Origin of the sequence: Kitasatospora sp. NPDC051702, from assembly GCF_040681575.1 — a bacterium.
GTDB lineage: Bacteria > Actinomycetota > Actinomycetes > Streptomycetales > Streptomycetaceae > Kitasatospora.
In genome coordinates this window covers 216,056-241,368 of record NZ_JBFAZB010000004.1, presented here as the reverse complement: position 1 = coordinate 241,368, position 25,313 = coordinate 216,056, and the positions used below count along the sequence as shown (strand labels likewise).

26 protein-coding genes and 1 pseudogene are annotated in these 25,313 nt (G+C 76.1%); 14 read left to right on the top strand and 13 right to left on the bottom strand.

What is annotated here, in order from left to right; all coding sequences use genetic code 11:
• Positions 1-33: 33 nt before the first annotated feature.
• Positions 34-441 carry a helix-turn-helix domain-containing protein gene (locus AB0N04_RS06075; protein WP_360210518.1) on the bottom strand — a complete coding sequence of 136 codons (408 nt, stop codon included), beginning with the start codon at positions 439-441 and terminating at the stop codon, positions 34-36.
• A gap of 93 nt (positions 442-534) precedes the next feature.
• Between AB0N04_RS06075 and AB0N04_RS06070 the strand changes: the two genes are divergently transcribed.
• A complete protein-coding gene (locus AB0N04_RS06070) occupies positions 535-1,284 on the top strand; it encodes an SDR family oxidoreductase (protein WP_360210520.1) in 750 nt (249 codons plus the stop codon).
• Positions 1,285-1,315: 31 nt separating this feature from the next.
• Here AB0N04_RS06070 and AB0N04_RS06065 read toward each other — a convergent pair whose 3' ends face one another.
• The 7 genes and pseudogenes from AB0N04_RS06065 to AB0N04_RS06035 all read right to left on the bottom strand — a co-directional run bounded on the left by AB0N04_RS06065 (position 1,316) and on the right by AB0N04_RS06035 (position 7,093).
• A complete protein-coding gene (locus tag AB0N04_RS06065; RefSeq protein ID WP_360210522.1) occupies positions 1,316-1,495 on the bottom strand; it encodes a hypothetical protein in 180 nt (59 codons plus the stop codon).
• Between the two features lie 107 nt (positions 1,496-1,602).
• Positions 1,603-2,649, bottom strand: coding sequence for a hypothetical protein (locus tag AB0N04_RS06060; protein WP_360210524.1), 1,047 nt, complete (start codon positions 2,647-2,649; stop codon positions 1,603-1,605).
• Positions 2,646-3,446: a hypothetical protein gene (locus AB0N04_RS06055; protein WP_360210526.1), complete on the bottom strand. Its 801-nt coding sequence runs from the start codon at positions 3,444-3,446 to the stop codon at positions 2,646-2,648. The genes AB0N04_RS06060 and AB0N04_RS06055 overlap by 4 nt, the downstream gene beginning before the upstream one ends.
• The gene (locus AB0N04_RS06050) at positions 3,443-4,375 is read right to left on the bottom strand and encodes a hypothetical protein (RefSeq protein WP_360210528.1); all 933 of its coding nucleotides are present in this window, start codon (positions 4,373-4,375) and stop codon (positions 3,443-3,445) included. Before AB0N04_RS06050 ends, AB0N04_RS06055 begins: the two co-directional genes overlap by 4 nt.
• A 64-nt stretch (positions 4,376-4,439) precedes the next feature.
• A complete protein-coding gene (locus tag AB0N04_RS06045; RefSeq protein WP_360210530.1) occupies positions 4,440-5,357 on the bottom strand; it encodes a hypothetical protein in 918 nt (305 codons plus the stop codon).
• Positions 5,358-5,602: 245 nt separating this feature from the next.
• Complete coding sequence (locus AB0N04_RS06040; RefSeq protein WP_360210532.1) at positions 5,603-6,082, bottom strand: SRPBCC family protein; 480 nt, start codon at positions 6,080-6,082, stop codon at positions 5,603-5,605.
• 158 nt (positions 6,083-6,240) lie between these two features.
• Positions 6,241-7,093: pseudogene (locus AB0N04_RS06035) on the bottom strand (NAD-dependent protein deacetylase).
• Between the two features lie 175 nt (positions 7,094-7,268).
• Between AB0N04_RS06035 and AB0N04_RS06030 the strand changes: the two are divergent.
• The 5 genes from AB0N04_RS06030 (at position 7,269) to AB0N04_RS06010 (ending at position 11,076) form a co-directional block, all read left to right on the top strand.
• The gene (locus tag AB0N04_RS06030) at positions 7,269-8,252 is read left to right on the top strand and encodes an aldo/keto reductase (protein WP_360210534.1); all 984 of its coding nucleotides are present in this window, start codon (positions 7,269-7,271) and stop codon (positions 8,250-8,252) included.
• A gap of 197 nt (positions 8,253-8,449) precedes the next feature.
• Positions 8,450-9,112 carry a hypothetical protein gene (locus AB0N04_RS06025; RefSeq protein ID WP_360210536.1) on the top strand — a complete coding sequence of 221 codons (663 nt, stop codon included), beginning with the start codon at positions 8,450-8,452 and terminating at the stop codon, positions 9,110-9,112.
• Between the two features lie 53 nt (positions 9,113-9,165).
• Positions 9,166-9,516, top strand: coding sequence for a transcriptional regulator (locus AB0N04_RS06020; protein WP_360210538.1), 351 nt, complete (start codon positions 9,166-9,168; stop codon positions 9,514-9,516).
• On the top strand, positions 9,513-10,184 hold the full coding sequence (locus AB0N04_RS06015) for a nucleotidyl transferase AbiEii/AbiGii toxin family protein (protein ID WP_360210540.1): 672 nt from the start codon (positions 9,513-9,515) through the stop codon (positions 10,182-10,184). The genes AB0N04_RS06020 and AB0N04_RS06015 overlap by 4 nt, the downstream gene beginning before the upstream one ends.
• 292 nt (positions 10,185-10,476) lie before the next feature.
• Positions 10,477-11,076 (top strand): helix-turn-helix domain-containing protein, encoded by a 600-nt coding sequence (locus tag AB0N04_RS06010; protein WP_360210542.1) that lies wholly within the window; start codon positions 10,477-10,479, stop codon positions 11,074-11,076.
• On the opposite strand, the gene AB0N04_RS06005 is transcribed toward AB0N04_RS06010, so the two are convergent.
• The gene (locus AB0N04_RS06005) at positions 11,055-11,717 is read right to left on the bottom strand and encodes a methyltransferase domain-containing protein (protein WP_360210544.1); all 663 of its coding nucleotides are present in this window, start codon (positions 11,715-11,717) and stop codon (positions 11,055-11,057) included. The genes AB0N04_RS06010 and AB0N04_RS06005 overlap by 22 nt on opposite strands.
• Positions 11,718-11,946: 229 nt before the next feature.
• Between AB0N04_RS06005 and AB0N04_RS06000 the strand changes: the two genes are divergently transcribed.
• A complete protein-coding gene (locus tag AB0N04_RS06000) occupies positions 11,947-14,688 on the top strand; it encodes a M4 family metallopeptidase (protein WP_360210546.1) in 2,742 nt (913 codons plus the stop codon).
• Between the two features lie 100 nt (positions 14,689-14,788).
• On the opposite strand, the gene AB0N04_RS05995 is transcribed toward AB0N04_RS06000, so the two are convergent.
• The gene (locus AB0N04_RS05995) at positions 14,789-15,832 is read right to left on the bottom strand and encodes a LuxR C-terminal-related transcriptional regulator (protein WP_360210548.1); all 1,044 of its coding nucleotides are present in this window, start codon (positions 15,830-15,832) and stop codon (positions 14,789-14,791) included.
• A 230-nt stretch (positions 15,833-16,062) separates the two neighbouring features.
• Here AB0N04_RS05995 and AB0N04_RS05990 point away from each other — a divergent pair, with 230 nt between their 5' ends.
• The 5 genes from AB0N04_RS05990 to AB0N04_RS05970 all read left to right on the top strand — a co-directional run bounded on the left by AB0N04_RS05990 (position 16,063) and on the right by AB0N04_RS05970 (position 20,872).
• Complete coding sequence (locus AB0N04_RS05990; RefSeq protein WP_360210550.1) at positions 16,063-17,220, top strand: alpha/beta hydrolase family protein; 1,158 nt, start codon at positions 16,063-16,065, stop codon at positions 17,218-17,220.
• 144 nt (positions 17,221-17,364) lie between these two features.
• Positions 17,365-18,459, top strand: a complete 1,095-nt coding sequence (locus AB0N04_RS05985) for an RICIN domain-containing protein (RefSeq protein ID WP_360210552.1) — start codon at positions 17,365-17,367, stop codon at positions 18,457-18,459.
• Between the two features lie 149 nt (positions 18,460-18,608).
• Positions 18,609-19,022: a hypothetical protein gene (locus AB0N04_RS05980; protein WP_360210554.1), complete on the top strand. Its 414-nt coding sequence runs from the start codon at positions 18,609-18,611 to the stop codon at positions 19,020-19,022.
• Between the two features lie 21 nt (positions 19,023-19,043).
• Positions 19,044-20,267, top strand: coding sequence for a histidine kinase (locus AB0N04_RS05975; protein WP_360210556.1), 1,224 nt, complete (start codon positions 19,044-19,046; stop codon positions 20,265-20,267).
• Positions 20,264-20,872 (top strand): response regulator transcription factor, encoded by a 609-nt coding sequence (locus AB0N04_RS05970; RefSeq protein ID WP_360210558.1) that lies wholly within the window; start codon positions 20,264-20,266, stop codon positions 20,870-20,872. Before AB0N04_RS05975 ends, AB0N04_RS05970 begins: the two co-directional genes overlap by 4 nt.
• Positions 20,873-20,918: 46 nt before the next feature.
• Here the strand turns inward: AB0N04_RS05970 and AB0N04_RS05965 are convergent, their stop codons facing one another.
• Entirely contained in the window at positions 20,919-21,440 is a 522-nt protein-coding gene (locus AB0N04_RS05965) for a peptidylprolyl isomerase (RefSeq protein WP_360210560.1), read from the bottom strand.
• 131 nt (positions 21,441-21,571) lie between these two features.
• Positions 21,572-22,897 (bottom strand): ALF repeat-containing protein, encoded by a 1,326-nt coding sequence (locus AB0N04_RS05960; RefSeq protein ID WP_360210562.1) that lies wholly within the window; start codon positions 22,895-22,897, stop codon positions 21,572-21,574.
• A gap of 177 nt (positions 22,898-23,074) precedes the next feature.
• Between AB0N04_RS05960 and AB0N04_RS05955 the strand changes: the two genes are divergently transcribed.
• Complete coding sequence (locus AB0N04_RS05955; protein WP_360210564.1) at positions 23,075-23,473, top strand: hypothetical protein; 399 nt, start codon at positions 23,075-23,077, stop codon at positions 23,471-23,473.
• Between the two features lie 61 nt (positions 23,474-23,534).
• Here AB0N04_RS05955 and AB0N04_RS05950 read toward each other — a convergent pair whose 3' ends face one another.
• A complete protein-coding gene (locus AB0N04_RS05950) occupies positions 23,535-24,449 on the bottom strand; it encodes an alpha/beta hydrolase (RefSeq protein ID WP_360210566.1) in 915 nt (304 codons plus the stop codon).
• 77 nt (positions 24,450-24,526) lie between these two features.
• On the opposite strand from AB0N04_RS05950, the gene AB0N04_RS05945 reads away from it, so the two are divergent.
• Positions 24,527-25,288: a helix-turn-helix domain-containing protein gene (locus tag AB0N04_RS05945; protein WP_360210568.1), complete on the top strand. Its 762-nt coding sequence runs from the start codon at positions 24,527-24,529 to the stop codon at positions 25,286-25,288.
• The last annotated feature ends 25 nt before the right edge of the window (positions 25,289-25,313 follow it).

The window sequence follows — 25,313 nt, the reverse complement described above, 5'->3', positions numbered from 1 at the left end:
GCGGCCCGGCGGCCGGACGGCGGTGGCGCACCGTCACGCGGTCGGCGACGCCTGCTGCCGGTCGTAGTGCTCCTGGGCGGCGAGGAGCTCGTCCCCGTGCCGGCCGAACCACTGGATGAGTTCGGTCAGCGGCCCGGCCAGGCCGACGCCGAGTTCCGTCAGGGCGTAGGTGACCTGGGGCGGGACGGTGGGCGCGACCTCGCGGTCGACGAGCCCGGCCCGGACCAGGGCCTTGAGGTTCTGCGACAGCATCTTCTGGCTGATGCCGCCGACCCGTTGGTGCAGCTGCGCGAAGCGGTGCGGGCCGGCGACGAGGGCCGAGATGATCAGTGTCGCCCAGCGGCTCGTCGTCTGGTCCATGATCGGCCTGAGCGCGCACTTGTTGTCGAAGGTGTCGTGGGCCAGGAGTCGGGCGGCCGTCGCGACGTGCTGAGTTTCCATCACCTCACGAGCTTACAAAAAAGTAGGTACTTCCCTGCAGTAACCAGCTTTCCTACGGTGACTTCCGCAGGCACCAACGTTCGAGGAGTCACTGTGAGCAGCAACAACGCCCGTACGGCGATCGTCACCGGCGCGTCGAAGGGTCTCGGCGCGGGGATCGCCAAGACGCTGGCCCGGACCGGCGCCGCCGTCGTGGTGAACTACCGGGAGGACGCGGCGGGCGCCGAGCGGGTCGTCGCGGACATCACCGCCGGGGGCGGCCGGGCGATCGCGGTCCGGGCGGACGTGGCCCGCGGCGACGACGTGCGCGGCCTGTTCGACCGTGCGCGCGAGGAGTACGGGCCGGTCGACGTGCTCGTGAACAACGCGGCCGTGGCCGCCTTCGCCCCGCTGTCGGCCATCACCGAGGAGGAGTTCCAGCGCGAGCTGACCACGAACCTGCTGGGCACCATCCTCACCACGCAGGCCCTGGCCGCGCAGGACGACGTCGACGCCGCGTCGATCATCAACGTCTCGACGGCCGGCACCCTCACCCACCCGCCGTACGCCTCGCTCTACGTCGCGTCCAAGAGCGCCGTCAACGCGTTCACCGTCGTGGCGGCCAAGGAGCTGGGCCCGCGCGGCATCCGGGTCAACGCGATCATGCCCGGGCCGTCGGACACCGAGGGCACCAGGGCCATGGGATTCCCCGGCTCCGCCCAGGAGGCGCAGGCGATCGCCGACACCCCGCTGGGCCGCACGGGCACCCCGGACGACTACGGCCCGCTGGTGGCCTTCCTGGCGTCCGACGACGCGCGCTGGATCACCGGGGACGTCATCCTCGCCTCCGGCGGCATGCGCTGACGCCCCGCCCGTCCGGCCACCGGCGCCGGTGCTACAGGCGGTCGAGGGCGGCGACGGCCCCGCTGGCGAGGGGGTGGTCCTCCGGGTCGTCGTCGGGGTCGTCGAGGACGGTGGCGTCGAAGGCGAGGTCGGCCGTGCGGACGGCGTCGGCGTAGGCCTCGGCGTCGTCGACCGGGTGCAGGGGGCGCGAGCGGCCCGGGCATCGTGGCACCCCGCACCGACAACGGGCCGGCCACCCGTCGTCCGGCCACCGCGGGGTGGTCGGCTCGGCGGGTGGCCGGCCCGGGGTGTCCGGCCCGGAGGTGGGCGGACGGCGGCTCAGGCGAGCAGGTCGGACTGCAGGGTGACGACCTGGCGGAAGGCCGCCGCGGGCACGCCGTCCGGGTTGGTCATGGTGATGACGGCCAGGACGTCGGAGGCGGAGAGGTAGGCGAGGCGGGCGGTCGGGGTGCCCTTGGCGCCGTTCACCGAGGTCTCCTTCGTCGACAGGTCGATGCCCGGGACGGCGTCCCAGCCCTCGCGGGCGGCGACCCGCACGCCGGGCAGGGCCTTGGGCAGGCTGTCCGAACGCAGCGAGGAGAAGACGTCCCAGGACTCGGCGGAGGAGCCGAAGCGCAGCAGCCGGATCTGGGTGCGGGTGCCGTCCGAGGCCGTCCACTCGCGGACGGTGGCCGCGCGGCAGGCGTCCTGCACGAGCAGGGCGCGCAGCGCGGCGGGGTTCTGCTGCTCGGCGAGGACGGCGTCGCAGGGCACCCAGTCGGCGGGCGCCGGGCCCGTCGCGGAGGGGGTGGGGGACGCCGTCGCGCTCGCCGCGGGGCTCGCCGGGGCGGAGGCACTGGCGGAGGCGCTCGCGGACGGGCCGGCGGAGGGCGGCGCGCTCGGGGCGGGGAAGGTCGGGGCGGTCAGCGGGCCGCCGGCCTCCTTGGGGGTGGGCAGCAGCAGGTGGCGCAGGTCCGCCTGGTGCAGGCCCTTGCCCTTCGGGTCCGGGGCGCTCTTGCCGGCGGGCAGGGGCGGCAGCGCCAGCGGCGGGAAGGTGTAGCGGCCGTCGCTCGCGGTGGCCAGGCCGGGGATGTCGGTGCGCTCCGGTGCGGTGACGGCCAGGGCGGCGCCGGTGCCGGCGAGGGCGAACACGAGGGTGGCGGTGCTCCAGCGCAGCGCGGCCCGGCGGCGGCGGGTGCGCCGGGCGAGGCGGGCCTCGCGCTCCTCGGGCGTCTCGGGGGCCGCAGGGGCCTGCGGGGCGGTGCCGATGACCTCGGAGGTGCCGAGGGGAGCGAGGGCCGGGGCCGCGGGCGGGGCCGGCGGGGGCGGCGGCAGCTCGGACGGCGGCTGGGGCGACGGCTGCGGCGGGGTGGCGTGGTCGGTCATGCGGACGCTCCCGGGCTGGCGAGACGGTCGAGCTGCATCGTGAAGAGGGCGACGATCTTGTCCTTGGGCAGCGGTGCCACGCCCTCGGCGTTCATCACCACCAGGAGGTCGCCCTCGGCGGCCGAGCACTCCAGGTAGTCGATCGGCGCGGACGGCGGGGCCGGCATCAGGTAGCAGTGCGCCTCGGGGTGTCCCGGGACCTCCGGGCCGATCCGGAACAGGCCGGTGTCGCCGGTGAAGACCGCGGTGTACTCGTTGAGCTTCTGCACCTCCTGCTGGTTGAACTGGCGCAGCTTCAGGCCGATGACCAGGTCGTCGCCGCTGGTGCGGTAGGTGCGCACGCCGGTGGCCTTGACGTGCAGGCCGTCCCAGTAGGAGCGGAGCTTGTCGCGCTTGTCCTTGGGGATCTGCTGGAGTTCGGCGTCCAGCTCGTCGGAGAGCTGCTCGGCGCCGAGCTCGGTGTCGTTGCCGTAGCCGCCCTGGTCGGGGCCCAGCTCGTAGCCGGCCGGGACGGGCAGCAGCAGGTCGCGCAGCGAACCGAAGTGGTTGCCGTTGGACTTGGCGCCGAACGGGGTCGCGGTGGGGCTGGGGGCGGCGGGCGCGGCGGACGGCCCGGCGGCGACGGCCGGGGCCGGGTCGTCGTACTGGGTCTTGATGATGCCGATGCCGATGGCCACGCCGGCCAGGGCCGCCGCGGCGGTCGCGGCGCCCGCGCGCAGCAGGCGGCGGGAGGCGGGGCGGGCGGCGGCCGGGGCCTGCTCGGGGTGCTCGGCCCCGGTCACGGTGTTCTCGGTCATGCCAGTCGCTCCCACTGCTGCTTGGCGAGGTCCTTCACGACGTCGGGGTTCACCGGCTTGGTGCCGAAGACCTCGACCGACATCAGCACCGTGCCGCGCTGGGCGACGGCGACGCCGTAGTAGTACTGGTCGGTGGTCTCGGCCCAGCGGCTGGGCTGGTCCTCCACCTTGTAACCGCCGTTGGCGCCGTCGGCGAACGACAGGAGGTGGGAGAGGGAGGCGCGGAGCTTCGCCTCGCTCGCGTTCTCCGGCGCGTACTGGATCAGCGAGACCCGGTACTTGACGTCGTCCTTCTTCCAGTCGACCTCGGCCGCGCGCCGGAAGCCGCGCGAGTTGAGGTCCTTGAACTCGCGCACGGAGTTGCCGGCGCGCTCGGCGAGCTCGCCGACCGACACCCAGGACGGCTTGTCCGGGTAGTCGCCCCAGGGGCCGCTGCCCTGCGGGGCGCTCATCAGCAGCTTCAGCAGGTCACCGTCGATGGCCAGCGGCCGGGGCTGCTCGGCGGCGAAGGCGGTCGGGTCGACCACGGCGGCCGGGTAGGACGGGCGGGCGACCTGCAGCGGCGGCAGCGGCGTGGGCGGGCGCTGCGCCTGCACGGCGTAGCCGACGCCGCCGCCGGCCAGGGTGCCCAGCACCAGGCCGCACACCGTCAGCAGGACGGGGCGGGGGCGGCGCGGGGCGCGGGGCGCCTGCTCGGGGGCGGGCGCCGCGAAGTCGGGGGCGAGCGGCGGCCCGGCCCAGGGCGATGCGGGCGGCGCGGGGGGCCCGGCCGGCGGTGCGGCGGGTGCGGCCGTCGGGGCGGCGGCGGGCGCCTCGGCGGACGGGGCGGCCCAGGGCGACGCTGCGGGCGCGGGCGGCGCGGCCGGTGCGGCGGGCGCGGCCGGTGCGGGCGCGGCGTCGGGCGACGGCTCCGCGGGTTCGGTGGTCACGAGGTGGCTCCAGAGGAGGGAAAGAAGGGGGTGGCGTCAGGGGTGGACGGGCGGCGGCGCGGGCTCAGCCGCCAGCGAGCCACTCGCGCTGGCGCTTCATCAGGGTGTTCAGCAGCCCCTTGTCGGGCGTTCCCTTGACCTCGACGTCGATCGTGTACTGGACGTCGCCCTGGCTGGAGATGCCGGTCATCGAGCCGGTGAACGCCTGCTGCCTGGGCTTCTTGACGTAGCCGTGGGCGTTCGGGTCGCCGTCGATGTCGATCGGGTCCTGCGACTTGACGGTGTATCCCTTGACGAACTCGGTGGCCATCGCGGTGGAGCTGAAGCGCAGCAGGGTGACCGTCACCTCGGCCTTGCCGTCGGCCGTGCGGTACATCCGGGAGGCGCCCTCCTTGTACCCGTACGAGCCGAGGATGTCCATGATGCCGTCCTGCTTGCCGAACAGGTCCGCGACGTCGTCGTTGGTCATGGTCATCCCGTCCGCGGGCCCGTAGGACTCGCCGCCGTCGGGGATGGGGAGCAGGAAGTAGCGCAGGTCGCCCTCGTGCTTGCCGCCGCTGACGGTGCCCTTGACGGTGCTGGCCGGCTTGGGCGTGGTCGGGACGGCGGTCGGCACCGGGACCGGCACCGCGGAGGGCGTCGGGCTCGCGCTCGCGGTCGGCGAGGCGCTCGCCGTGGCGGCGGCCGTGGCGGGCGGCGCGGCGGCGGCCGGGCGGGCGTCCGGCTTGCCGACGGCGACGGTCACCGCGGCGCTGGTCGCCGTGACGGCGAGCAGGCCGGCGGTGGCCAGCGCGACGCCGACGGCGCGCGGCAGGCGGCGGGCGGGCGCGGGCGCCGGCTCGACCGCGGGCAGCGGCTCGGCTGCGGCCGGCGGCTCGACGGGAACGACCGGTGCGGCCGACGGGGCCGGCTGAGCCGGTGCGGCCGACGGGGCCGGAACCGACGGCTCGGCGGCGGCGCTTTCGTTTTCGGGCGCGGACAAGGAACTCCCCCGGGGAAAAGTGGAATGGCGCGTGCGGGCCCTCGCGAGAACCACTCCCCCTGCCGAGGCTCTCCGGACCGCCCGTCACGCGGCTCAGCAGGAATTATGAGAGTTCGTTGACAACACTGCCAACAAAATGAATCGGCGCACTCCCCCCCAATGACCGATGAATCGGACACGCCGTGATCCAACCGCAATGGGCGCCCGCCGGGGCGGCTCCCCCGGCGGTTCCCAGCAGCGGTTCCTCAGCGGGGCGGGCGGGTCCGGCTGGTCTCCAGCTCCGCGGCCGCGGCGTCGAGGATGCCGCGGAAGACGTGGCCGATGACGGGCCCGGCGACCCGCCGCGCGAGCACCGGGCCGAGGACGGGGACGGGCAGCGCGAAGCCCGTCGTCCAGATCACCAGGGTGCCGCCGGGGACCCCCTGGAAGGTCATCCGGCCGGAGTCGTGCCGGGCCGGCGGGAAGCTGCGGTCGACGGTGCAGTCGAAGGCGTGCGGTGCGCGGTAGGCGGTGATCCGCTCCTCGAACCAGCCGATCAGCCAGGTGTGCCGCCGCACCGCGCCCACCCCGTAGGGCGCGCCCGCGCCGGGCCGGGCCAGCCGGGCCCGCAGCACGTACGGGGAGCGGGTGTAGTGGGTGGTGGTGGCGCACCAGTCGAACACCTCGGTGATCGGTGCCTCGATGACCCGTCGCACGGTCACGGTCTCCACGGTCACGGTCTCCACGGTGGCTTTCCCTTCCTCCGGTCCGTCGGCGCGGCAGGCGGCCGCGCCCCTCGTCACCGTGAGGACCGGACGGGGGGCGGGAACGTGACATCGGGGCCGGGCGGGCGGGTCGGCCGGTGACCGGTGCCGGGTCGGCGGGGCTGCGGGGCGGGTGCCCGTCAGGGTGCGGTGGCGTCCAGGAGGCGGGCGGCCGCGGTCAGGGTGGGGCCGAGCGGCCGGTCGAGGCGCACGGCGGCGAGCTCGTCGGCGCGGGTGGCGCCCTGGTTGACGATGGCGACGGGGATCCGCTCCCGGACGGCGTGGCGCACGAAGCGCAGCCCCGACAGGACGCTGAGCGAGGAGCCGAGGACGATCAACGAGCTTGCGGCGCCGACCAGTTCGTAGCACTGCTCGACCCGGGGCGCCGGGACGCTCTCGCCGAAGAAGACCACGTCGGGTTTGAGGACTCCCCCGCACACCCGGCACGGCGCCACCCGGAAGGCGTCCACCGCCTCCTGCGGCAGGTGGGCGTCGCCGTCCGGGCGCAGCACGGCCCCGGCGGTGCGGAAGCCCGCGTTCAGCTCCTCCAGGCGCTGGTCGAGCTCCGCCCTGGCGGTGGTGTGCCGGCAGTCGAGGCAGACGACCCGGTCGAGCCGGCCGTGCAGTTCGACGGCCGCGCCGGTGCCGGCGGCGCGGTGCAGGCCGTCGACGTTCTGGGTGATGACCGCCGTGACGCGGCCGGTGCGGCGCAGGTGCTCCACGGCGTGGTGGCCGGCGTTGGGCCGGGCCCGGGCGATGGCCGGCCAGCCGGTGTGGCTGCGGGCCCAGTAGCGGCGGCGGGCGGCCTCGCCTGCGGTGAACTCCTGGTACGTCATCGGGGTGGCGGTGCGGCGGCGGCCGGTGGCGCCCCGGTAGTCGGGGATGCCCGACTCGGTGGACAGGCCGGCCCCGCTCAGGACCACCGCGCCGCGGTCGGCCAGAGCCGCACCAGGGCCTCCAGGCCGGGCCCGTCGGGCCCGTCGGCGCGGTCATCCTGCTCTGCCCGGCCGGCGTGGTCGGTGTCGGGGGTTCCGGGCGTGCCCATGCTGTCGAGCGTAGTGCGCCGCCACGGCGTACGGGGGCCTGCTCGGTACCCCGGCCGGGCCCCCGGCCGGGGTACCGGTCCGCGCGGGGGCGGCGGGTCGCGGGGCGTGAGAGGCTCGGGCGCATGGAGCAGCGCGTACTGGGCCGGACGGGCCGGAGTGTGTCGGTGGTGGGTCTGGGCACCTGGCAGCTGGGGGCCGACTGGGGCGAGGTGCGGGAGGAGGACGCCCTCGCCGTGCTGGACGCCTCGGTGGCGGCCGGGGTCACCCTCTTCGACACCGCCGACGTCTACGGCGACGGGCGCAGCGAGCGGCTGATCGGCCGCTACCTGCGGGAGCGGCCGGACGCGGGGGTGTTCGTCGCCACCAAGTTCGGGCGCCGGGTGGAGCAGCGGCCGGAGCACTACCGGCTGGCGAACTTCCGGGACTGGGCGGACCGTTCGCGGGTCAATCTGGGGGTCGAGCGGCTGGACCTGGTGCAGCTGCACTGCCCGCCGACGCCGGTCTACTCCTCGGACGAGGTGTTCGACGCCCTGGACACGCTGGTCGCCGAGGAGCGGATCGCCGCGTACGGGGTCAGCGTGGAGACCTGCGCGGAGGCGCTGACCGCGATCGCCCGTCCGGGGGTGGCGAGCGTGCAGATCATCCTGAACGCGTTCCGGCTCAAGCCGCTGGAGGAGGTGCTGCCGGCGGCCGCGGCGGCGGGGGTGGGGATCCTGGCGCGGGTGCCGCTGGCGTCGGGGCTGCTGTCGGGCCGCTACACCGAGCGGACGGTGTTCGCCCCGGACGACCACCGCACCTACAACCGTCACGGCGAGTCCTTCGACCAGGGCGAGACCTTCTCCGGGGTGGACTTCGCGACGGGTGTGGCGGCGGCGGCCGACTTCGCGGCGCTGGCGCCCGAGGGGGCGAGCCCGGCGCAGACGGCGCTGCGCTGGGTCGTCCAGCAGCCGGGCGTCACCTCGGTGATCCCCGGGGCCCGCAACGTGGCGCAGGCGGGGGCGAACGCGGCGGCGGCCGAGCTGGCGCCGCTGCCGCAGGACGTGCTGGAGGCCGTGCGGCGGCTGTACGACCGGCGGATCCGGGCGCAGGTGCACGACCGCTGGTGATCGGGCCGCCCCGCGCCCGCCGGGCCGCCCGGCGGGCGCGGGGTGGACGCGGGGCGGGTGGGTCGTCGGGTGGTCCGTGGGTGTGACGATGTCGCGGATCGGTCACCGGTCGGGAGCGGAAACCGGTCGCGGGGTGGGTCGGCGCCGGTGGGCGGGAAGAGGACGGGAGAGGGGTCCGCAGGGGGGAGGGGTCGGGGGTGGGGCGGGAGGCTTCCGGCCGCTGGAGCGCGTTCCAGCGGCTGTGCGCGGCGGGGGTGGTGGCGGCCGTGGCGGTGCTGGGGGTGGCGGCCGCGCCGGTGGTGTGGGCGGAGTCGCAGGACGCGCCGGGCGACCGGCGGGGGTGGCTGGTGGTCTGCGGCGTGGCCCTGCTGGCGGGCGTCGCCGCCTCGGTGCCGCTGGGCCGCCGGGTCACGGCGGCCGACTACGCGGCCTCCGTCGTGGGGGTGGTGCTGCTGCTGGCGGTGGCCCTGGGCACCGTGTTCGCGGCCGCCCAGGCCACCCACGCGATCGGGCTGCGGCTGCACGAGCCGCGCGCGGTGGCGGCCACCGTGACCGGCTGCCGCACCACCGGCCGGGAGCTGGACGACCAGGGGCGGGGCCACGACGTGTACGGCTGCACGTACCACTGGAGCGTCGACGACCGGGAGTCCAGCGAACGGCGGCCGACCCACGAGCTCCTCCCGGACGACCACCGCACCCGGGTCTGGGTCGACGGCGACCGGATGATCACCGAGAAGCCGGGCCTGCTGGCGATCCCGTTCTGGGTCGTCCTGACCCTGGCCGGCCTCCTCGGCACCCTCGCCTTCGCCGCCAACCTGGCCGCCCGCGTCCGCGACCTGGGCCTGCTGTCGCCGCCGTAGGGGTGGGTACGTCCCGGAGCCGGGTGACCGGCGGGCCGGGGATAATCGCGGGTATGACGTCGCCTGCTTCCGCCGACAGCCGTTCCGGGCAGCTGGCCGCCCGGCTCCCGGGATCCCTCGAGGAGCTGGAGGGCCCGGCGACCGGCAGGGTCGACCTTCCGCTGCACCTCGCGTGGTCGGGCCTTCGCACCTTCGACCTGGCGCAGCCGCGGCAGCGGATGGGGCTGTACCGGATCGTGCTGAACGAGGGCATGCGCGAGGACCTCGTCCACTTCCTGGACGCCGGTCTGCTGGTGCAGCAGTGGCCCGTGCTGAGGACCCTGATCGGCCCGGCCGTCCGCGCGGTGTGGGAGGGCGCCTTCGCCGAACTTGCAGCGGCGGCGGCCCGGGCCACCGCCGCATGAGGCTGACCCCGCTCCACCGCCGCCTGCTGGCCGACGTCCTCGCCGTCGGCACCCCGTACCGGCTCGTGCTGACCGGCGGCTACGCCGTCCAGGCCCACGGGCTGGCCGACCGGATCAGCCAGGACCTCGACGTCGCCACCGAGCACCCTGCCGGGATGCAGGAGATCGCCGCAGCGCTCACCGACGGCTTGGTCGACCGCGGGTGGACGGTGCACGAGGTCGAGGTCGTCCCCCTGTCCGGCCGTCTGGTCGTCACCGACCCGGCCACCGGCGAGAGCTGCGAGGTCGATGTCCTCAAGGAACACCTCTGGAAGCCCGCCGTCCAGCTGGAGTTCGGCCCCGTCCTGCACGTCGACGACGTCGTCGGCACCAAGATGCGCGCCCTCGCCGACCGCGGCTACGCACGTGACCTGATCGACGTCCAGGCCGCCGCCCGCTGGTTCAGTCACCGCGACCTGGAGGACCTCGGCCGCCGCCACGCCCGCGACACCTTCGACCTCGCCGAGCTTCGCGACCGTTTGGCCGGCGCGGACTGGATCGACGACGCCGAATTCGCCGCCTACGACCTCGACGACGACGCGATCGCCGACCTGCGGCTCTGGGCGCAGCAGTGGGTGGACGATCTGGACCAGCGCCTGGCCGCCGAGGGCGACGTCGAGGACCGGTGAACCGGTCGTACGCGAGGAGACCTGACGGGGGCCTCTCCGCCAACCTGGCCGCCCGCGTCCGCGACCTGGGCCTGCTGTCGCCGCCGTAGGGGTGGGGTCTGGCAGCATCCTGGGGGTGGAGATCGGGGTGGGGCCGGAGTTGGTGGTGGGGGACGGGTACGCGGTGTACCGGGGGCCGTTGGCGGACAGCGTGTTCCACCGGCATGCCGCGTTCCAGGTGGCCGTGGCGGTGGGCGGGGGCCCGGTGAGCGTGACGGACGGGGCCGGGGTGCGGCACCGGGGGGACGCGGTGGTGGTGGCGCCGATGGTGCGGCACCGGATGGCGCCGTCCCGGTCGGTGCTGGCGTTCTTCGTGGATCCGCACTGTGCGTTCGCGGACCGGCTGCGGGCGGGGTGCGGGGCGGGTGTGACGGTGGCGCCGCGGTGGCGGGGGCTGACGGAGGCGGATCTGCGGGCGGCCGGGGCGCTGCCGTCGGCCGAGGTGGATCCGCGGCTGTGGGCGGCGATGCAGGCGCTGGCGGACGACCGGGTGCCGCTGTCGGGGCTGGCCGCCCTGGTCGGGTTGTCGCCGCAGCGTCTGCGGGCCCTGGCGCAGCGGCAGTTGGGGCTGCCGCTGGCGCGGTGGCGGATCTGGCGGCGGCTGGCGCGGGCGGTCGGGGTGCTGGGTGGGGGCGGGACGCTGGCGGAGGCGGCGCTGGCGGGCGGTTTCGCGGATCAGGCGCATTTCGGGCGCCGGATGCGGGAGATGACGGGGTTGACGCCGTCGGAGGTGCTGCCGGCGCTGCGCGGGCCGGGTGCGGGCGCCGGAACGGGGGCGCGGGGCGCGGCCGTTCCGGCGCCGCGTCGGGTGCGGCGGGCGCGCCCGGCGGGTCAGGCGCGGCGGGCGACGTAGACGGAGAGCGAGCCGGTGACGGTCGGGACGGTCTCGGCCTCGCGCACGCCCCGGAAGCCCGCGTCGGCGATCAGGCGGGGCAGGATGCCGTCGGCGTTGGGCTGGGTGTCCTCCTTGCCGTCGGCGAGTTGGACGATGCGGAAGGCCAGGCGCATGGCCGTGGTGCGCTGGCGGCCGTAGTCGGCGATGACCAGCTTGCCGCCGGGGCGCAGCACGGTGTGCATGGCGGCGAGGACGGCCCGTTTCATCGGGACGGGGCACTGGTGGAGGACGAGGCTGGAGACGGCGGTGTCGGCCGTTGCGGGGCCGACGATGTCGGCGAGGTCGTCGCCCATGCCGGTGTGCCAGGTCGGTGCGGCGCCTACGGCGGCGGCCTTGCGGCGGGCGAGGTCGAGGGCTGCGGGGTCGGGGTCGACGCCGATGACGCGGGCCTGCGGTTCGACGCGGACGAGGAGGGCGGCCAGGGAGCCGGTGCCGCAGCCGACGTCGACGATGACGTCGTCGGGGCGCGGGGCGATGTGCATGGCGAGGAGGCTGCGCCAGAGCCGTTCGCGGGTGAGGGAGACGATCGGGTCGTAGAGGCGCAGGGGGGCGAGGCGGCCGGCGGCGGGGGTGTAGGCGGGCTGGGCGGGCTGGGTCATGCGGGCAGTGTCGGGCGGGTGCGGGGGTGGCGTCTTGTACGAATCGCTCGTGCTGCGGGGCGGGTTGGGGGATTCCGGGGTTGCGTCGTCCGCCGTCCGCCGTCCGCCACCCCCCAACCATAAGCAGTCAATCGACATATGACGGAGAGTGTCTTATCGTGGGCGTCGGTGGGGCCGCCGCAGCGGTGTGCCGCCGCCTTCCGCTTCCGACCCCGCGAGAGGACCGCCCGTGCTCCGTCGTACCCGCACGCCGCACGCGTTCGGCGTCGCCACCGCCGCCGCCGTGGTGCTGGCGCTGGCCGCGCCGCCCGCCCTGGCGCTGCCCGCCGACGCCGCCCCCGATCCGGTGCCCGCCCTGGTGGCCGGCCAGGACACCGCCGCCCCGCAGCTGGTCACCGGCCTGTCCGAGCCGGCCGCCGGCGCCCCGGCCGACGCCGCCCGCGCCCACCTGGCGGCCCACCCCGACCGCTACCGGGTCGACCCCGGGGAGCTGGTGGAGGCCGGCTCCGAGCGCGACGCGGACGGCCGGCGCACCGTCAGGTTCGAGCAGCGCCACGGCGGGATACCGGTGTTCGGCGCGCAGTACCTGGTGCACCTGACCGGCGAGGGCGCTGCGCAGCGGGTCGAGTCGGTCGGCGGGAAGTACTTCACCGGCCTGAGCGCCCCGACCACCGCCACCGTCCCGGACGCCGCCCTGCGGGAGCTGGCGCTCGGCGCGGTGCAGGACGCGCGGGCCCGGGCGGGCGCCACCGCCGAGGACCGGGGGGCGGTCGTGCTGCCCGGCGGCGCCGGCCGGCTGGCCCGGCACTTCACCGTGCGCACCACCGACCCGGCCGGCGGCGACCGGGCGGCCCGCGAGGTGTACGTGGACGCCGTCGCCGGGGTGGTCGCCCTCGCCTACGACGCCCGCACCCCCTCCCCCGCCGGGGACGCCGCCCCCTCCCCCGGCGGCGACCCGCAGCCCGCCACCGGGACCGCCCCGGACGTCCACGGCAACTCCGTCAAGGTGAACGCGGTCCGCCTGCCGGACGGCGGCTACCGGCTCACCGACCTCACCCGGCACTCCGTCATCACCACCTACGACGCGGCCGGGCGGGACGCGGACGACTTCGTGGGCGCCCTGCCCGCCGACGCCGTCCCGGCGGCCTCCCCCGGGCCGGACTTCCCCGCCGCCACCGGCACCAGCGGCGCCACCGACGCCCACCTGGGCGCCGGCGCCGTGTACGACTTCTACCGCGACCGGCTGGGCCGCGACGGCCTGGACGGCAAGGGCGGCCCGATCGTCTCCGTGGTCAACGTGACCAGCGGCGGCAAGCCGTACGCCAACGCCTACTGGGACGGGACCAAGATGGTCTACGGCTCGGGCGGCGGGGCGTACTTCCCGTTCTCGGCGGCGCTCGACATCACCGGGCACGAGATGACCCACGGCGTCGTCGCGCACACCGCCAACCTGACCTACCTCGGCCAGTCCGGCGCGATGGACGAGGCCCTCGCCGACTACTTCGGCAACGCCATCCAGGTGACCGCCCGCGGCCTGTCCATGAACGACCCGAAGGCGGCGCTGCTCGGCGAGGACAAGTGCCGCACCGGCACCCCGCAGGCCTGCGCGGACCGCCACCTGGACGACCACCGCACCACCGTCGCCGACTACCTCGGCGCCACGGGCGCGCTCGACAACGGCGGGGTGCACCTCAACTCCCCCGTCTTCGCCGGCGCCCTGTGGGACATCCGGCGCACCCTCGACCCGCTGACCGCCGACCGGGTCGTCTACCGGGCGCTCGCCGACTACCTCACCCCGCTCGACGACTTCGTCGACGGACGTGACGCGGTGCTCGCCGCCGGCCGCTCGCTCGGCCTCAGCCGCGCCCAACTGCGCACGGTGGCCGCCGCGTTCGACGCGCACGGGATCAAGGCCGGCTGGCAGCACCGGATCGGCACGGACAGCCGCACGCTGCTGCCCGACGTCTCCGGCTCGATGAGCCTGCCCGCCGCCGCCGACGGGCACTGGGTGGCGATGGGCCCCATCTCCGGCCGGACCGACCGGAACGCCCTGTACACCGGCCCGACCACCGGCCGCACCGCCCCCGTCCGGCTCAGCCCGGACGACGGCCGCTACCACAGCTACGCCGCCACCGACGGCGCCGGCGCCGTCTGGATCGCGGTCGGCACCGACGCCCGGGGCTGGGGCCAGGAGGTGCTGACCGCACCGCTGACCGGCGCCGGCCCGGTGCGCAGCCTGTTCCACTCGGCCACCCAGCAGCCCAGCGGGGTGCAGGTCTCCGGCCGCGACGTCGCCTTCCTGGTGCGCGACGCCGGGCGCACCGGCGTCCGGCTGTCCCACGACGGGGCCCCGGCCGTCGAGATCCCGCTGCCCGAGGGCCACGGCGCGTCGGACCTGACCCTGCGGGACGGCCTCCTCGGCTGGACGGAGTCCTGGCACGAGGGTGAGCAGCAGGTCACCGCGCCGACCGTCTACTCGATCGCCACCGGCCGGGTCACCGCGCAGTACACCGCGCACGCCGGCGCCGGCGCCCGGCCGAGCGAGGCCTACGGCACCCGGCTGGCCGGCGGGCGGCTGCTGTGGGTGGACATCCCGCGCGAGGACGCCGGTGCGCACGGCTCGATCCGCTCCGGCGCCCTGGACGGCTCGGGCACCAGCGAGGTGCTGTCCGGCGACGCGCCGAACGCCCCCACGCGCGGCTCCCTCATCACCGCCTCCGACCAGGCCGTCACCTACCGGGCCGTCCCGCACTCGCTGCTGGGCCCCGCCCCGGCCGGCGGCTGGACCAACGCCGCGCTGCCCAAGCTGTGGCAGGTCCCGCTCGCCGGCGGCGCCCCGCAGCGCGTCTCCTGCGACCGCGGCGACCAGGACCAGCCCGCGGCCGACCAGGGCACCCGGGTGGTCTGGCTGGACGCCACCGGCGGCGGCCCCGACCTGGTGGTCCGCGACCGCCCGGCGGTCACCTGCTGACCACCTGCTGACCACCGCTCATCTGCTGACCACCTGAAACCCTGCCCCGCCCCGCCCCCGTCCCCCCGGGGCGGGGCAGGACGGCCCGGTGCGGACAGGCTCACAGCCAGCCGCGCCGGGCCGCCTGCACGCCCGCCTGGAAGCGGGTGGTGGCGCCCAGCTGGGCCAGCAGCGCGGAGACCCGGCGCACCACCGTGCGCCGGCCCAGGCCCAGCCGGCGGGCGATGGCGTCGTCGGTGGCGCCGCTGGCCATCAGGGTGAGGATGCGGCGGTCCCGGTCGTCGATCTGCAGGCCGACGCCGTCCACCGTGGCCGGGACGGCCAGGCGCCACAGCGTCTCGAACACCGCGGCCAGCGCCCGCAGCAGGGCGGAGGGGCGGATCAGCAGGGACACCACGCCCGGGCGCCCGTCGGCGGGCAGCGTGACGATCGCGAGGTCGTCGTCGCCCAGGGCCAGTTTGAGCGGCGGATCGTCCAGCGTGCGGGCCTGCTCCCCCGCCTCGATCATGCGCGCCATGTTGGGGCCGGCGACCGGGTCGTCGAAGGCGCAGCCGTGGTAGATCGAGCGGTAGGCCACGCCTGCGGCCATCCGCTGGCGCTGCAGCACCTCCTGGTCGAGGTAGAAGGCCGTACTGCCGGAGTACGGCGGCACGTCGATCACCCGTATCTGGTGGCGGGCGGCCAGTTGCAGCCGCCGGCTGGCCGCCAGCACCTGGGCGCGGTCCTCGACCACCTCCAGGGCGCCGTAGGTGCCGGCGTCGCGCCGGGCGAAGCGGTAGAGGCGTTCCAGTTCGGCGCCGGCCCGGCGGGCGGTGGCCTGGCGCAGGGCGTCGCTCTGCAGCACCGCCTCGACGATCCGGCCGGGCGGCAGCGCCTCCCAGCCGTGGTCGTGGTCCCTGCCGACGTCACGCCCCCGGCCGGAGTCGTGGCCATCGGCGGTGGCGGAGTGGCCACCGGCGGCGGAGTGGTCGGCGGCGGAGCGGTCGAAGGCCACCACGACGCCCTCCTCGGCGAGCCCCCTGAGCACGGCCAGGACGGCGCCCTCCTCCAGGCCCGCCCTGGCCGCCAGTTCCGCGGCCCGCGCCTGCGGATGGCCGACCAGGCAGCGGTAGACCCGGCCGCGTTCGGATTCGGGATCGAGCACGTCGTGCACGAGACCCCCCGTGTTTCGTCGTGTGCGGAGCGTACGGACCGCCGGAGGCTACCCGCGCCGGTGGCGCACATGCGCCAGTGGCCCAACTGGGCCGCCGGGCGCTCTGGCGTCCGGCGAGACGATCTCGCCAGAGTTGTCGGTGTCCAGACATGTGCGGGAGCGGCAGCGGCGACGGCAGCGGCGGCACTCGCGGCGCAGCACCCCCCAGCCAAGGACGGCCCATGACCCCTGCCCGGCCCCCGTTCCCCCTGCCCGGACGCACCCGGCCGAAGTCCACCGCCTCCAGCACCTCGGCCGGAGGCGGCCCGCACCGGCGCGCCCGTGCGGCGCTCACCGCCCTGGCCGCCTGCCTGCTCCTGCTGCTGCCGGCCGCACCCGCCGCCCTCGCCGCGCCCGACGCCCCGCCGCCGCTGCACGACGGCTTCGGGCTCACCCAGGTCGGCACCGCCACCGGCAGCGCCACCAACTTCGTGATCACCGTGACCACCCCCCAGGTCGCCGGGCAGCACACCGTCCGGATCCTGCTGCCCGCCGGCTACGCGGCCGAGCCGACCAGGCGCTACCCCGTCCTGTACTTCCTGCACGGCGCCTCGGACAACCCGAGCGACCCGGCCCTGGCCTACCCGGCCCTCACCGCGGCCAGGTCGATGATCACCGTCATCCCGGACGGCGGGCTGCGCGGCTGGTACACCGACTGGCTCGACCAGAACACCGCCGCCGGGGCGCAGAACTGGGAGACCTTCCACCTGAACCAGGTCGTCCCGTTCGTCGACGCCAACCTGCGCACCCTCACCGGGCGCGGCAGCCGGGCCGTCGGCGGCCTGTCGATGGGCGGCTTCGGCGCCCTGCACTACGCCCAGGACCGCCCCGACCTGTTCGGCCAGGTCCTCACCATGTCCGGCGCCAACGACCTGTCCGTCGACGAGATGATCATCCGCGGCGCCGTGGTCGCCACCCTCACCAACGCCGGCACCGTGCTGTGCGGCCCCAGCGACGGCCGGCCCTGCGGCCTCGACTTCGGCCCCACCGTGTCCAGCGACGCCGTCTTCGGCTCCCCCTACCCGGTGTTCAACGCCGACTGGCGCTGGAACGCCGCCGACCCGGTCTCCCGGCTGGGCCTGCTCGCCGACACCGGCATCGCCGTCTACACCGGCAACGGCAACGGCAACGCCGGCGACATGGAGTTCTGGGCCGAGGGCACCGCCAAGCGCCTCAAGGACCGCCTGGACGCCCTGCGGCTGCCCCACCACTACGTCGACTACGGCAACGGCGCCGCCTGGGGCCCCGCCTGCAACGGCGGCCACAGCCCCGGCTGCTGGGCGCAGGACCTCGTGGACTACGTCCCGCGCCTGGAGGCGGCCTTCGCCGCAGCCGCCTGACCTGCAGGCCTCCCGGCCCGCAGGCCCGACCTGCCGCCCCTCTCCCCGGCCTCCGGCGACACCCCGGTCACACCCCGGGCCGCACCCCGTGCGGATCCCGCAGGCCCCCGACACGACCCACCCCGACGAAAGGACCCCGCCCCCGTGCCCTCCACCGCGACCCCGAGCCGCCCGGCCGCCCGGCTGCGCCTGCTCGCCGCCCTCCTGGTGGCCTGCTGCGCCGCCCTGGGCCTGACGGCCGCCCCGTTCGCGACCGCCCGGGCCGCCGCCGCCCCGGCCGCGGCCTGCAGCTCACCCCAGCAGTGCCTGACCATCAAGTCCCTGAGCAACGGGCGCCAGCTCGACGTCCAGAACGGCAACACCGGCGACGGCGCCTACGTCGTCACCAACTCCGCGCCCGGCTACCACCAGTCCTGGCGGCTGAGCGTCGACCCGTCCGACTACTCCTTCACCATCGTCAACAACGACACCGGCAAGTGCATCGACCTGGCCTTCTTCACCCCCGCCCTGCGCCAGCAGACCTGCGCCGGACAGGCCAGCCAGCGCTGGTTCCTGCAGCCCGTCGCCGGCTCCGCCGACGCGTTCATGATCCGCCACCAGGGCGACAACACCTGCCTGGACCTGCTGCTCGGCGCCCAGTACGACGACGCCTGGACCGACCAGTACACCTGCAACGGCACCGTCAACCAGCAGTGGTCCACCGGCTTCCCCGCGGCCGCCCGCAGCCTCGCCCTGGACCACGCCGCCAAGCAGTGCCAGAAGGACCCGGGCTCCTGCTCCTGGGCCCTGAAGAGCGAGGCCCCCGCCGCGCCGCTGCCCAGGATCTGCGTCTCCTCCGTCTGGTTCAACAACACCAGCAGCGCCGCCCAGCAGAACTTCGCCGTCACCAGCATGAGCGGCTGGTCCAGCAGCATCGGCGGCCAGATCGGGTCGGAGATCGGCGGCACGGCCGGGGAGGTGTTCAAGGCGGCGGTCACCACCAGCGTCAACTACACCAACGTGTGGCAGGGCTCGACCACCGTCAACAACAGCGTCACCGTCAACGTCCCGCCGCAGCAGTACGGTTGGGTCACCCTGGCCGAACTCGCCCGCAAGGTCACCGGCACCTGGACCTTCGACGCCCGCGGCATCCCGTGGACCGCCGAGGACACCATCACCATCCCGCTCACCTCCGACCCCAGCGGCGGCGCCACCCTCTACATCGCCAACACCAGCCCCACCTTCACCACCTGCGCCTGACGCCCCCCGCTCCACCCGCTCCACCCTGTTCCGCCCCGCCCCACCCCAGCCGCCGCCCGGCCCCGCCGGGCGGCGGCTGACAATTGTCACCGTCCGGCGGTGCACCTGCACACTGCCGGGCGGAGCCCGGGCCCGGCCACGATGGGGGCATGACCTCCACCGACCCGAGCCACCCCGACACCGTCCGGGCACTGCGCGACGTCAGGCGACTCGTACTCGCCTACCTGGGCCTCAGCGTGGCCACCCTGGTGGCCGCCCTCGCCCTCCGTGACCACCACGACGCGGTGAACTCCGCGGTGTGGATCCGCGGCACCGCGGCCGCCGCCAGCGCCGCGTTCGCCCTCGCGCTCACCGGGCGGGCCGCCCGCGGATCGCACCGCGCCTACCGCCGGCTGCGGATCGTCTCGGCCGTCCTGGTCGCCGCGGTCGTCGCCATCATCGCCGCACCCGGGACCTTCCCCGTCTGGATGAAGGTCGAGCAGGGGCTCTGCGGACTGGCGCTGCTGGGTGTCGCCGTCCTCGTCAACGGGCGCCGGCTGCGTACCCTGTTCCGCACGGTCTGACGCGACGTGAGGCGGGTTCGGGTGGACGGGTCCGGACGGACGACCCGGAGGGGGCGGCAGGACGGGCAACAGCCGCCGCCGTCCCCGCAACGCTGGGCGCAGGGCTGGCGGCGCACGCTGCTGGGCACCGGGATGCTGGTCTACCCCGCCCTGACCGCCATGGCCGTCGGCTCCACCGTGTCCGGCGCCGCCGCGGCCGCCGGGTACGCCGTGGTCACCGCGTTCGGCCTGTGCTACCTGGCCACCGCCCGGGCGATGGTGCGCGGCCACCGGCGCCGGGCGGCCCGGCTGCTGGCCGTGCAGGGCGCACTGTTCCTGGCCGCGCTGCCGTTCGCCCACGAGGACGCGTTCTTCCTCGCCACCGTCGGGGTCTCCTTCGCCGTGGTGCTGTGGCCCCGCCGCGCCGCCCCGGTGGTGACCGCCGGCACGCTGGCCGCCCTGCTGGTGCCGTGGGCGGTGACCCCCTGGCACACCGGCCCCGGCGGGTTCCAGGCCCTGGCACTGCTGTTCAACGCGCTGACGGTGGGGGCCTTCGCCGAGATCGCCAGCACCAACCGGGCCCTGGTCGCGGCCCGGGCCGAGGTCGCCCGCCTCGCCTCGGAGGCCGAACGCGACCGGATCGCCCGCGACCTGCACGACCTGCTCGGGCACTCGCTCACCGCGATCACCGTCAAGTCCCGCCTGGCGCAGCGCCTGGCCGACCGGGACGCCGACCGGGCGCAGGCGGAGATGGCCGCCGTGGAGGAGCTGTCCCGGCAGGCGCTGACGGACGTGCGGGCGGCCGTCTCCGGCTTCCGCGAGGTGACACTGGCCGGCGAACTGGCGCGCGGACGCGAGCTGTTGCGGGCCGCCGGGGTGGTGGCCGACCTGCCGTCGGCGGCCGAGGCGGTGGCCCCCGCGGAGCGGGAGCTGTTCGGCTGGGTGGTGCGGGAGGGGCTGACCAACGTGGTCCGGCACGCCCGGGCCGGGCGCTGCACGGTGCTGCTCACCGCCTCCTCGGTGGAGATCCGCGACGACGGCAGCGGCTACCGCGGCCACGGCGGGTCCGGTGGCCACGGCGGGTCCGGTGGTTCCGGTGTCGACAGCGGCGGCGGGCGGGGGCTGGCCGGGCTGCGCGAACGGGTCGCGGCGGCCGGCGGTACCGTCGAGGCCGGGCCGCTGGGCCCGCGCGGGTGGCGGCTGCTGGTCACCGTCCCGCCGGGTGCCCACCGGGGGCGCCCGCCGGCCGGGGAAGGGACGACATGACGATCCGTCTGCTGCTCGCCGAGGACCAGGAGCTGGTGCGCACCGCGCTGTGCGCGCTGCTCGACCTGGAGGACGGCTTCGAGGTGGTCGCCGCCGTCGGCCGCGGCGACCAGGTGGTGGGCGCGGCCCGCGAGCACCGCCCCGACGTGGCGCTGCTGGACATCGAGATGCCCGGGCTGGACGGCCTGGCGGCGGCCGCGGTGCTGGCCGAGCAGGTGCCCGGCTGCCGGGTGGTCGTCCTCACCACCTTCGGGCGCGCCAGCTACCTGCGCCGGGCCATGGAGGCCGGGGCGCTGGGCTTCGTGGTCAAGGACGCCCCGGCCGAGGTGCTGGCCGACGCGATCCGCCGGGTCGCGGCGGGCGAGCGGGTGGTGGACCCGGAGCTGGCCGCCGCGACCCTCGCGGCCGGCGCCTCCCCGCTCACCGCCCGCGAGCGCGACGTGCTCAACGCCTCCCGCGCCGGCGCCGGGGTCGCCGAGATCGCCGCCCGCCTCCACCTGTCGGAGGGGACGGTGCGCAACTACTTCTCCTCGGCCATCGCCAAGACCGCCTCCCGCAACCGCACCGAGGCCCTGCGGATCGCCGACGAACGCGGCTGGCTCTGACCCCACCCCGGTCCCGGGGGCTGCCGTGGCGGGCCCGGGGCGGGGGTCAGAGGCGCTCGATGGTGACCTTGGTGATGACGACGTCCTCGACGGGGCGCTCGTCGGCGGTGGGGGTGGCGGCGATGGCGTCGACGACGGCCTTGGAGGCGGCGTCGGCGACCTGGCCGAAGATGGTGTGGCGGCGGTTGAGGTGGGCGGGGGTGCCCACGGTGATGAAGAACTGGGAGCCGTTGGTGCCCGGGCCGGCGTTGGCCATCGCGAGCAGGTAGGGCTTGGTGAAGTGCAGTTCGGGGTGGAACTCGTCGGCGAAGGCGTAGCCGGGGCCCCCGGTGCCGGTGCCGGTGGGGTCGCCGCCCTGGATCATGAACCCGGCGATCACGCGGTGGAAGGACGTGCCGTCGTAGTAGGGGCCGCTGCCCGGCTCGCCGGTGCGCGGGTCGGTGTACTCGCGGGTGCCCTCGGCGAGTTCGACGAAGTTGCGGACCGTCTTGGGCGCGTGGAACTGCAGCAGCTCCAGCCGGATCGGGCCCAGCGTGGTGTCCAGGGTCGCGAACAGGCCCTTGGCCATGGCGGACTCCTTCGGTTCGGGTGATCGGTGTCGTCGGCATCCTGGCACACGCCGCGCCCCCGGCCGCACGGGCGGCCGGGGGCGTCGGGCGACGTCAGCCGACGTCAGGGCGTCGCAGGAGCGCCGGGGTGTCAGTCCTCGGCGGGGCGGCGGCGGGAGACGGCGACGAGCGCCGCGCCCACGGCGCCGAGCGCGGCGGCGCCGCCGGCCTCCCAGCCGAGGCCCTCGGTGCCGGTGGCGGCCAGCTGGCCGGGGCGGACCTCGGCCGCGGCGGCCGTCGTGCCGGCCGTGGTCGTGCCGGTGGCGCCGGTGGCGCCTGCCGCGGTGTCCGCCGTGGTGCCGGTCGTGGTGGTGAGCGCGGCGGGCCGGGCGGCGGGGGCCGCGGGCTGCTGCTCGGCGGACCGGGTCGGCTGCGGGGCGGGGGTGTTCGCGGCGGCCTCGTCGGCGGCGCGGGCGGTGGCCCAGCCGGCCTTGAGGAACGCGGTGACGGCCGCGTCGTCGCCGTCCAGGGCCGCGAGGGCGGCCTTGCGCACGGCCGGTCCGCCGGTCTCGGCGAGCTGGGAGACCTTGATCCGGTGGTCGGTGGCGCGCAGCGCGGGAAGCTCGGTGGTCAGGAAGCGGGTGACGTCGGCGGGGGTGCCCTGGAGGGCCTTCACCGCGGCCTCGCGCACGTGCGGGCCGTTGTCCGGGTCGGACAGGGTGAGGACGGCCAGGACGCGCTCGTCCGAGGCGCGGGCGGTGAACTGGCCCACCTTGAGGAACTGCAGGACGTCGGCGTCGGTGCCGTCCAGCGCGTGGCTCGCCGCCTTGCGCACGGCGGGGCCGCCGACGTCCATGATCTGCGCGAGCTTGACCCGGTTGTCGTCGCTGCGCTGGCGGGCCAGCCCGGTCGTCAGGAACTTCCGCAGGTCCGCGGCGGTGCCGGCGAGGGCCTTCTGCGCGGCCTCGCGCACACCCGGGCCGCTCTCCGGGTCGGCGAGCAGGCGCTGCACCTCGGCCCGGTCCTGGTCCTCGGCGCGGGCGGTGAACTGGCCCACCGTGAGGAACTGCAGGACGTCGGCGTCGGTGCCGTCCAGCGCGTGGCCGGCCGCCTCGCGCACGGCGGGGCCGCCGGCGACCATGATCTTCGAGAGCTTGACCCGGTTGTCGTCGCCCCGCTGGCGCGCCAGCTCGACGGTCAGGAACTGTCGCAGGTCCGCGGCGGTGCCGGCGAGGGCCTTCTGCGCGGCCTCGCGCACACCCGGGCCGCTCTCCGGGTCGGCGAGCAGGCGCTGCACCTCGGCCCGGTCGTGCTCCTCCTGACCGCCCGTCTGGTCCGCGGCGCCCTCGGAGCCGGTGTCGGGGCCGGAGACGCCGGCCGGCTGCGGGTTGTCGGCGGCCGAGGCCATCGACGGGAACAGGACGGTCGGGGCCAGGACGGCGGCCGCGACGACGGCGGACACCCGGGGCAGCTTCATTCAGCAGACCTGCTTCGTACGGAGAACTCGTGAACATCGACAGCATAGATCGTCTTTTATGTTCTCCATACCAGGTTTTTCCTGGTCAGGACGCCTGCCCCCGCAGCCCGTCGGCGGCCACCCCGCGCACCGCCGATCCCGATCGACCGTCGGGGGTGGTCCTGCCATCCTGAGCGGGTGCCGAAGAAGCGAGAACGTGCCGGAGCCTTTGCCGACGTCGTGGCCGCCATGGGCCCGGCGCCCGAGGCGGAGTCCGTCGGCTCCTACGTCCCTTCGCCGTTGATGGCCCGCGGCTTCACCGACGCCGACGGCCGCCACTGGCGGCTCGCCCGCGGGCCGCTGGATCCCCGGCGGGCCAAGCGGCTGGCCGTGAGCGCCGACATGATGTCCATGGGCGACCACTACGACGACCGGGTCGGGTGGTGGCTGCCCCGCTTCCTGACGGAGGCCGAGCGCCCCGGCGCCTGGCTCGAAGCGCGGGCCCGGTTCGACGCGACGGATCCGCCCGTCCACGCGGCGTACGAGTTCACCACCGACGACGGTCTCGTCCTCCTCTACATCGCCACGGACTGCTGACCACGCCACCGCCGCCGGTGCGGGAAACGCCACCGCCCGCCGGCACCCGCGCCGCCGGCCGTCAGCGGCCGTCCGCCCGGCCCGCGGCCGAGGACAGGAAGCCGGCCACGGCCGCCGTGAACGCCTGCGGGTCGTCCAGCCACGGGTAGTGGCCCGCGCCCGGCTGGACGGTGAGGACGGCGTCGGGGAAGAGCGCGGCCGCCCCGGCGGCGGAGACGGCGGTGGGCCACAGGTCCAGCTCGCCGGCGAGCAGCAGCACCGGGCAGGGCAGGGCGGCCAGGCGTCGGCGCAGGTCCGCCGTGTCGGGGGTGTAGTCGGCGTAGTAGTGCTCGCTGACGGTCAGCGAGCGCTGGCGGGGGTCGGCGGCGGCGTGAGCGCGGGCGGTGCCGTCCCAGCGGCCGTACATGAGGGGTTCGAAGGCGGGGCGGTGCGGGGCGGCCTCGGCGAAGCTGCGGGCGGCCTTGACCCGGCGGTAGGCGGCGACGGCCCCGGCGTGCCAGGGCTCGCCGGCGCGGGCGGCGATCACCTCCTCGGCGCCGGTGTCGGAGGGCAGGCCGACGGCGGCGAACGAGGGCGTGACCAGGGTCAGGCTGCTCAGCCGGTCGGGGTGCGCGGCGGCGTGCAGCAGGGCCAGGCTGCCGCCGGCGGAGTGGCCGAGCAGGTCGACTCGGTCCAGGCCGAGGTGGCGGCGCAGCGCCTCGACGTCGGCGACCAGGCGGTCGACCCGGTAGCCGGCCGGGTCGGCGGAGGCGCCGGTGCCGCGGGTGTCGGGCAGCACCAGGGTGCGGTGGGCGGCGAGGCCTCCGAGGTCGCCGAGGTACTCGGCGGCGCGGCCGGGGCCGCCGGGCAGGCAGAGCAGCGGCGGGCCGTCGCCCACGGTGCGGTAGGCGAGCTCGGTCCCGTCGTGGGAGGTGAAGGTCTGCGTGGTCTGCGTGGTCTGCGTGGTCTGCGTGCGCCGGGGGCGGGTGGTGGTCATGGCGGACAGCCTGCGGGGTGGTGGCGGGGCGCGGCTATCGTTCAGCCAGGGCTAAACGATCGAGGGGTGGTGCCGGCGTGGCGGTGGAGATCCGGCTGTCGGCGGCGGAGGTGGCCCGGGTGCGGTTCGCGGTGTCGCCGCTGGCTGAGACGGTGCTCGGGGTGCGGGCGGCACTCGGGGCCGGCGGGCACGACGTGCACCGGCCGTGGGTGCGCGAGGCGCGGGAGGTGCTGGCCGGGGAGCCGGAACTGGGGCTGCTGCGGGCCCTGTTGGAGGGGTGCCTGCCGTCCTTCCTGTTCCCGGCGCCGGGCGAGCGGCTGCCCGCGTTCGAGGCCGAGCTGGCCGCCGTGCGCACGGCGGAGGCGGCGTACGTGGCGGCGGAGTGCACCGCCGCGCTGGGCCCCCGGGCCCGCGGGCTGCCCGCGCCCGCGGCCCTGACGGAGCGGGTCGCCGACGCGCTGGCGCGCTGTCACGAGCGGTTGGTGGCCCCGCACTGGGGGCGGATGCGGGCGGTGCTGGAGGCGGACCTCGGCCGGCGGGCGGTGGCGCTGGTGGACGGCGGGGTGGAGGGGCTGTTCGCCCAGCTGCACGGTGACGTGGTGTGGCGGGAGGGCGAGCCGCTGAGCACGCCCGCACTGGCCGACCGCCTGGGCGTCACCCCGGGAGCCGTCTCACAGCATCTGGGGGCCCTGCGCGGCGCCGGCCTGGTGGCCACCCGCCGCTGCGGCCGCACCGCCCTGCACCTGCGCACCCGCACGGGCACCCTGCTCACCGCCGGCGCGGACGGGGTGGACGGGGTGGACGGCGGCGCGGACGGGGTGGACGGCAGCGTGGATTAGGGCCCCTGTCCCCGGGGAGGGGGGC

Excerpts from the sequence above, each read along its gene's own strand:
- AB0N04_RS06075 (WP_360210518.1), bottom strand. The coding sequence starts at position 441 with ATGGAAACTCAGCACGTCGCGACGGCCGCCCGACTCCTGGCCCACGAC.
- AB0N04_RS06060 (WP_360210524.1), bottom strand. The coding sequence starts at position 2,649 with ATGACCGACCACGCCACCCCGCCGCAGCCGTCGCCCCAGCCGCCGTCC.
- AB0N04_RS06055 (WP_360210526.1), bottom strand. The coding sequence starts at position 3,446 with ATGACCGAGAACACCGTGACCGGGGCCGAGCACCCCGAGCAGGCCCCG.
- AB0N04_RS06030 (WP_360210534.1), top strand. The coding sequence starts at position 7,269 with ATGGAGCAGCGCGTACTGGGCCGGACGGGCCGGAGTGTGTCGGTGGTG.
- AB0N04_RS06020 (WP_360210538.1), top strand. The coding sequence starts at position 9,166 with ATGACGTCGCCTGCTTCCGCCGACAGCCGTTCCGGGCAGCTGGCCGCC.
- AB0N04_RS06015 (WP_360210540.1), top strand. The coding sequence starts at position 9,513 with ATGAGGCTGACCCCGCTCCACCGCCGCCTGCTGGCCGACGTCCTCGCC.
- AB0N04_RS06005 (WP_360210544.1), bottom strand. The coding sequence starts at position 11,717 with ATGACCCAGCCCGCCCAGCCCGCCTACACCCCCGCCGCCGGCCGCCTC.
- AB0N04_RS05990 (WP_360210550.1), top strand. The coding sequence starts at position 16,063 with ATGACCCCTGCCCGGCCCCCGTTCCCCCTGCCCGGACGCACCCGGCCG.
- AB0N04_RS05980 (WP_360210554.1), top strand. The coding sequence starts at position 18,609 with ATGACCTCCACCGACCCGAGCCACCCCGACACCGTCCGGGCACTGCGC.
- AB0N04_RS05970 (WP_360210558.1), top strand. The coding sequence starts at position 20,264 with ATGACGATCCGTCTGCTGCTCGCCGAGGACCAGGAGCTGGTGCGCACC.
- AB0N04_RS05965 (WP_360210560.1), bottom strand. The coding sequence starts at position 21,440 with ATGGCCAAGGGCCTGTTCGCGACCCTGGACACCACGCTGGGCCCGATC.
- AB0N04_RS05960 (WP_360210562.1), bottom strand. The coding sequence starts at position 22,897 with ATGAAGCTGCCCCGGGTGTCCGCCGTCGTCGCGGCCGCCGTCCTGGCC.
- AB0N04_RS05950 (WP_360210566.1), bottom strand. The coding sequence starts at position 24,449 with ATGACCACCACCCGCCCCCGGCGCACGCAGACCACGCAGACCACGCAG.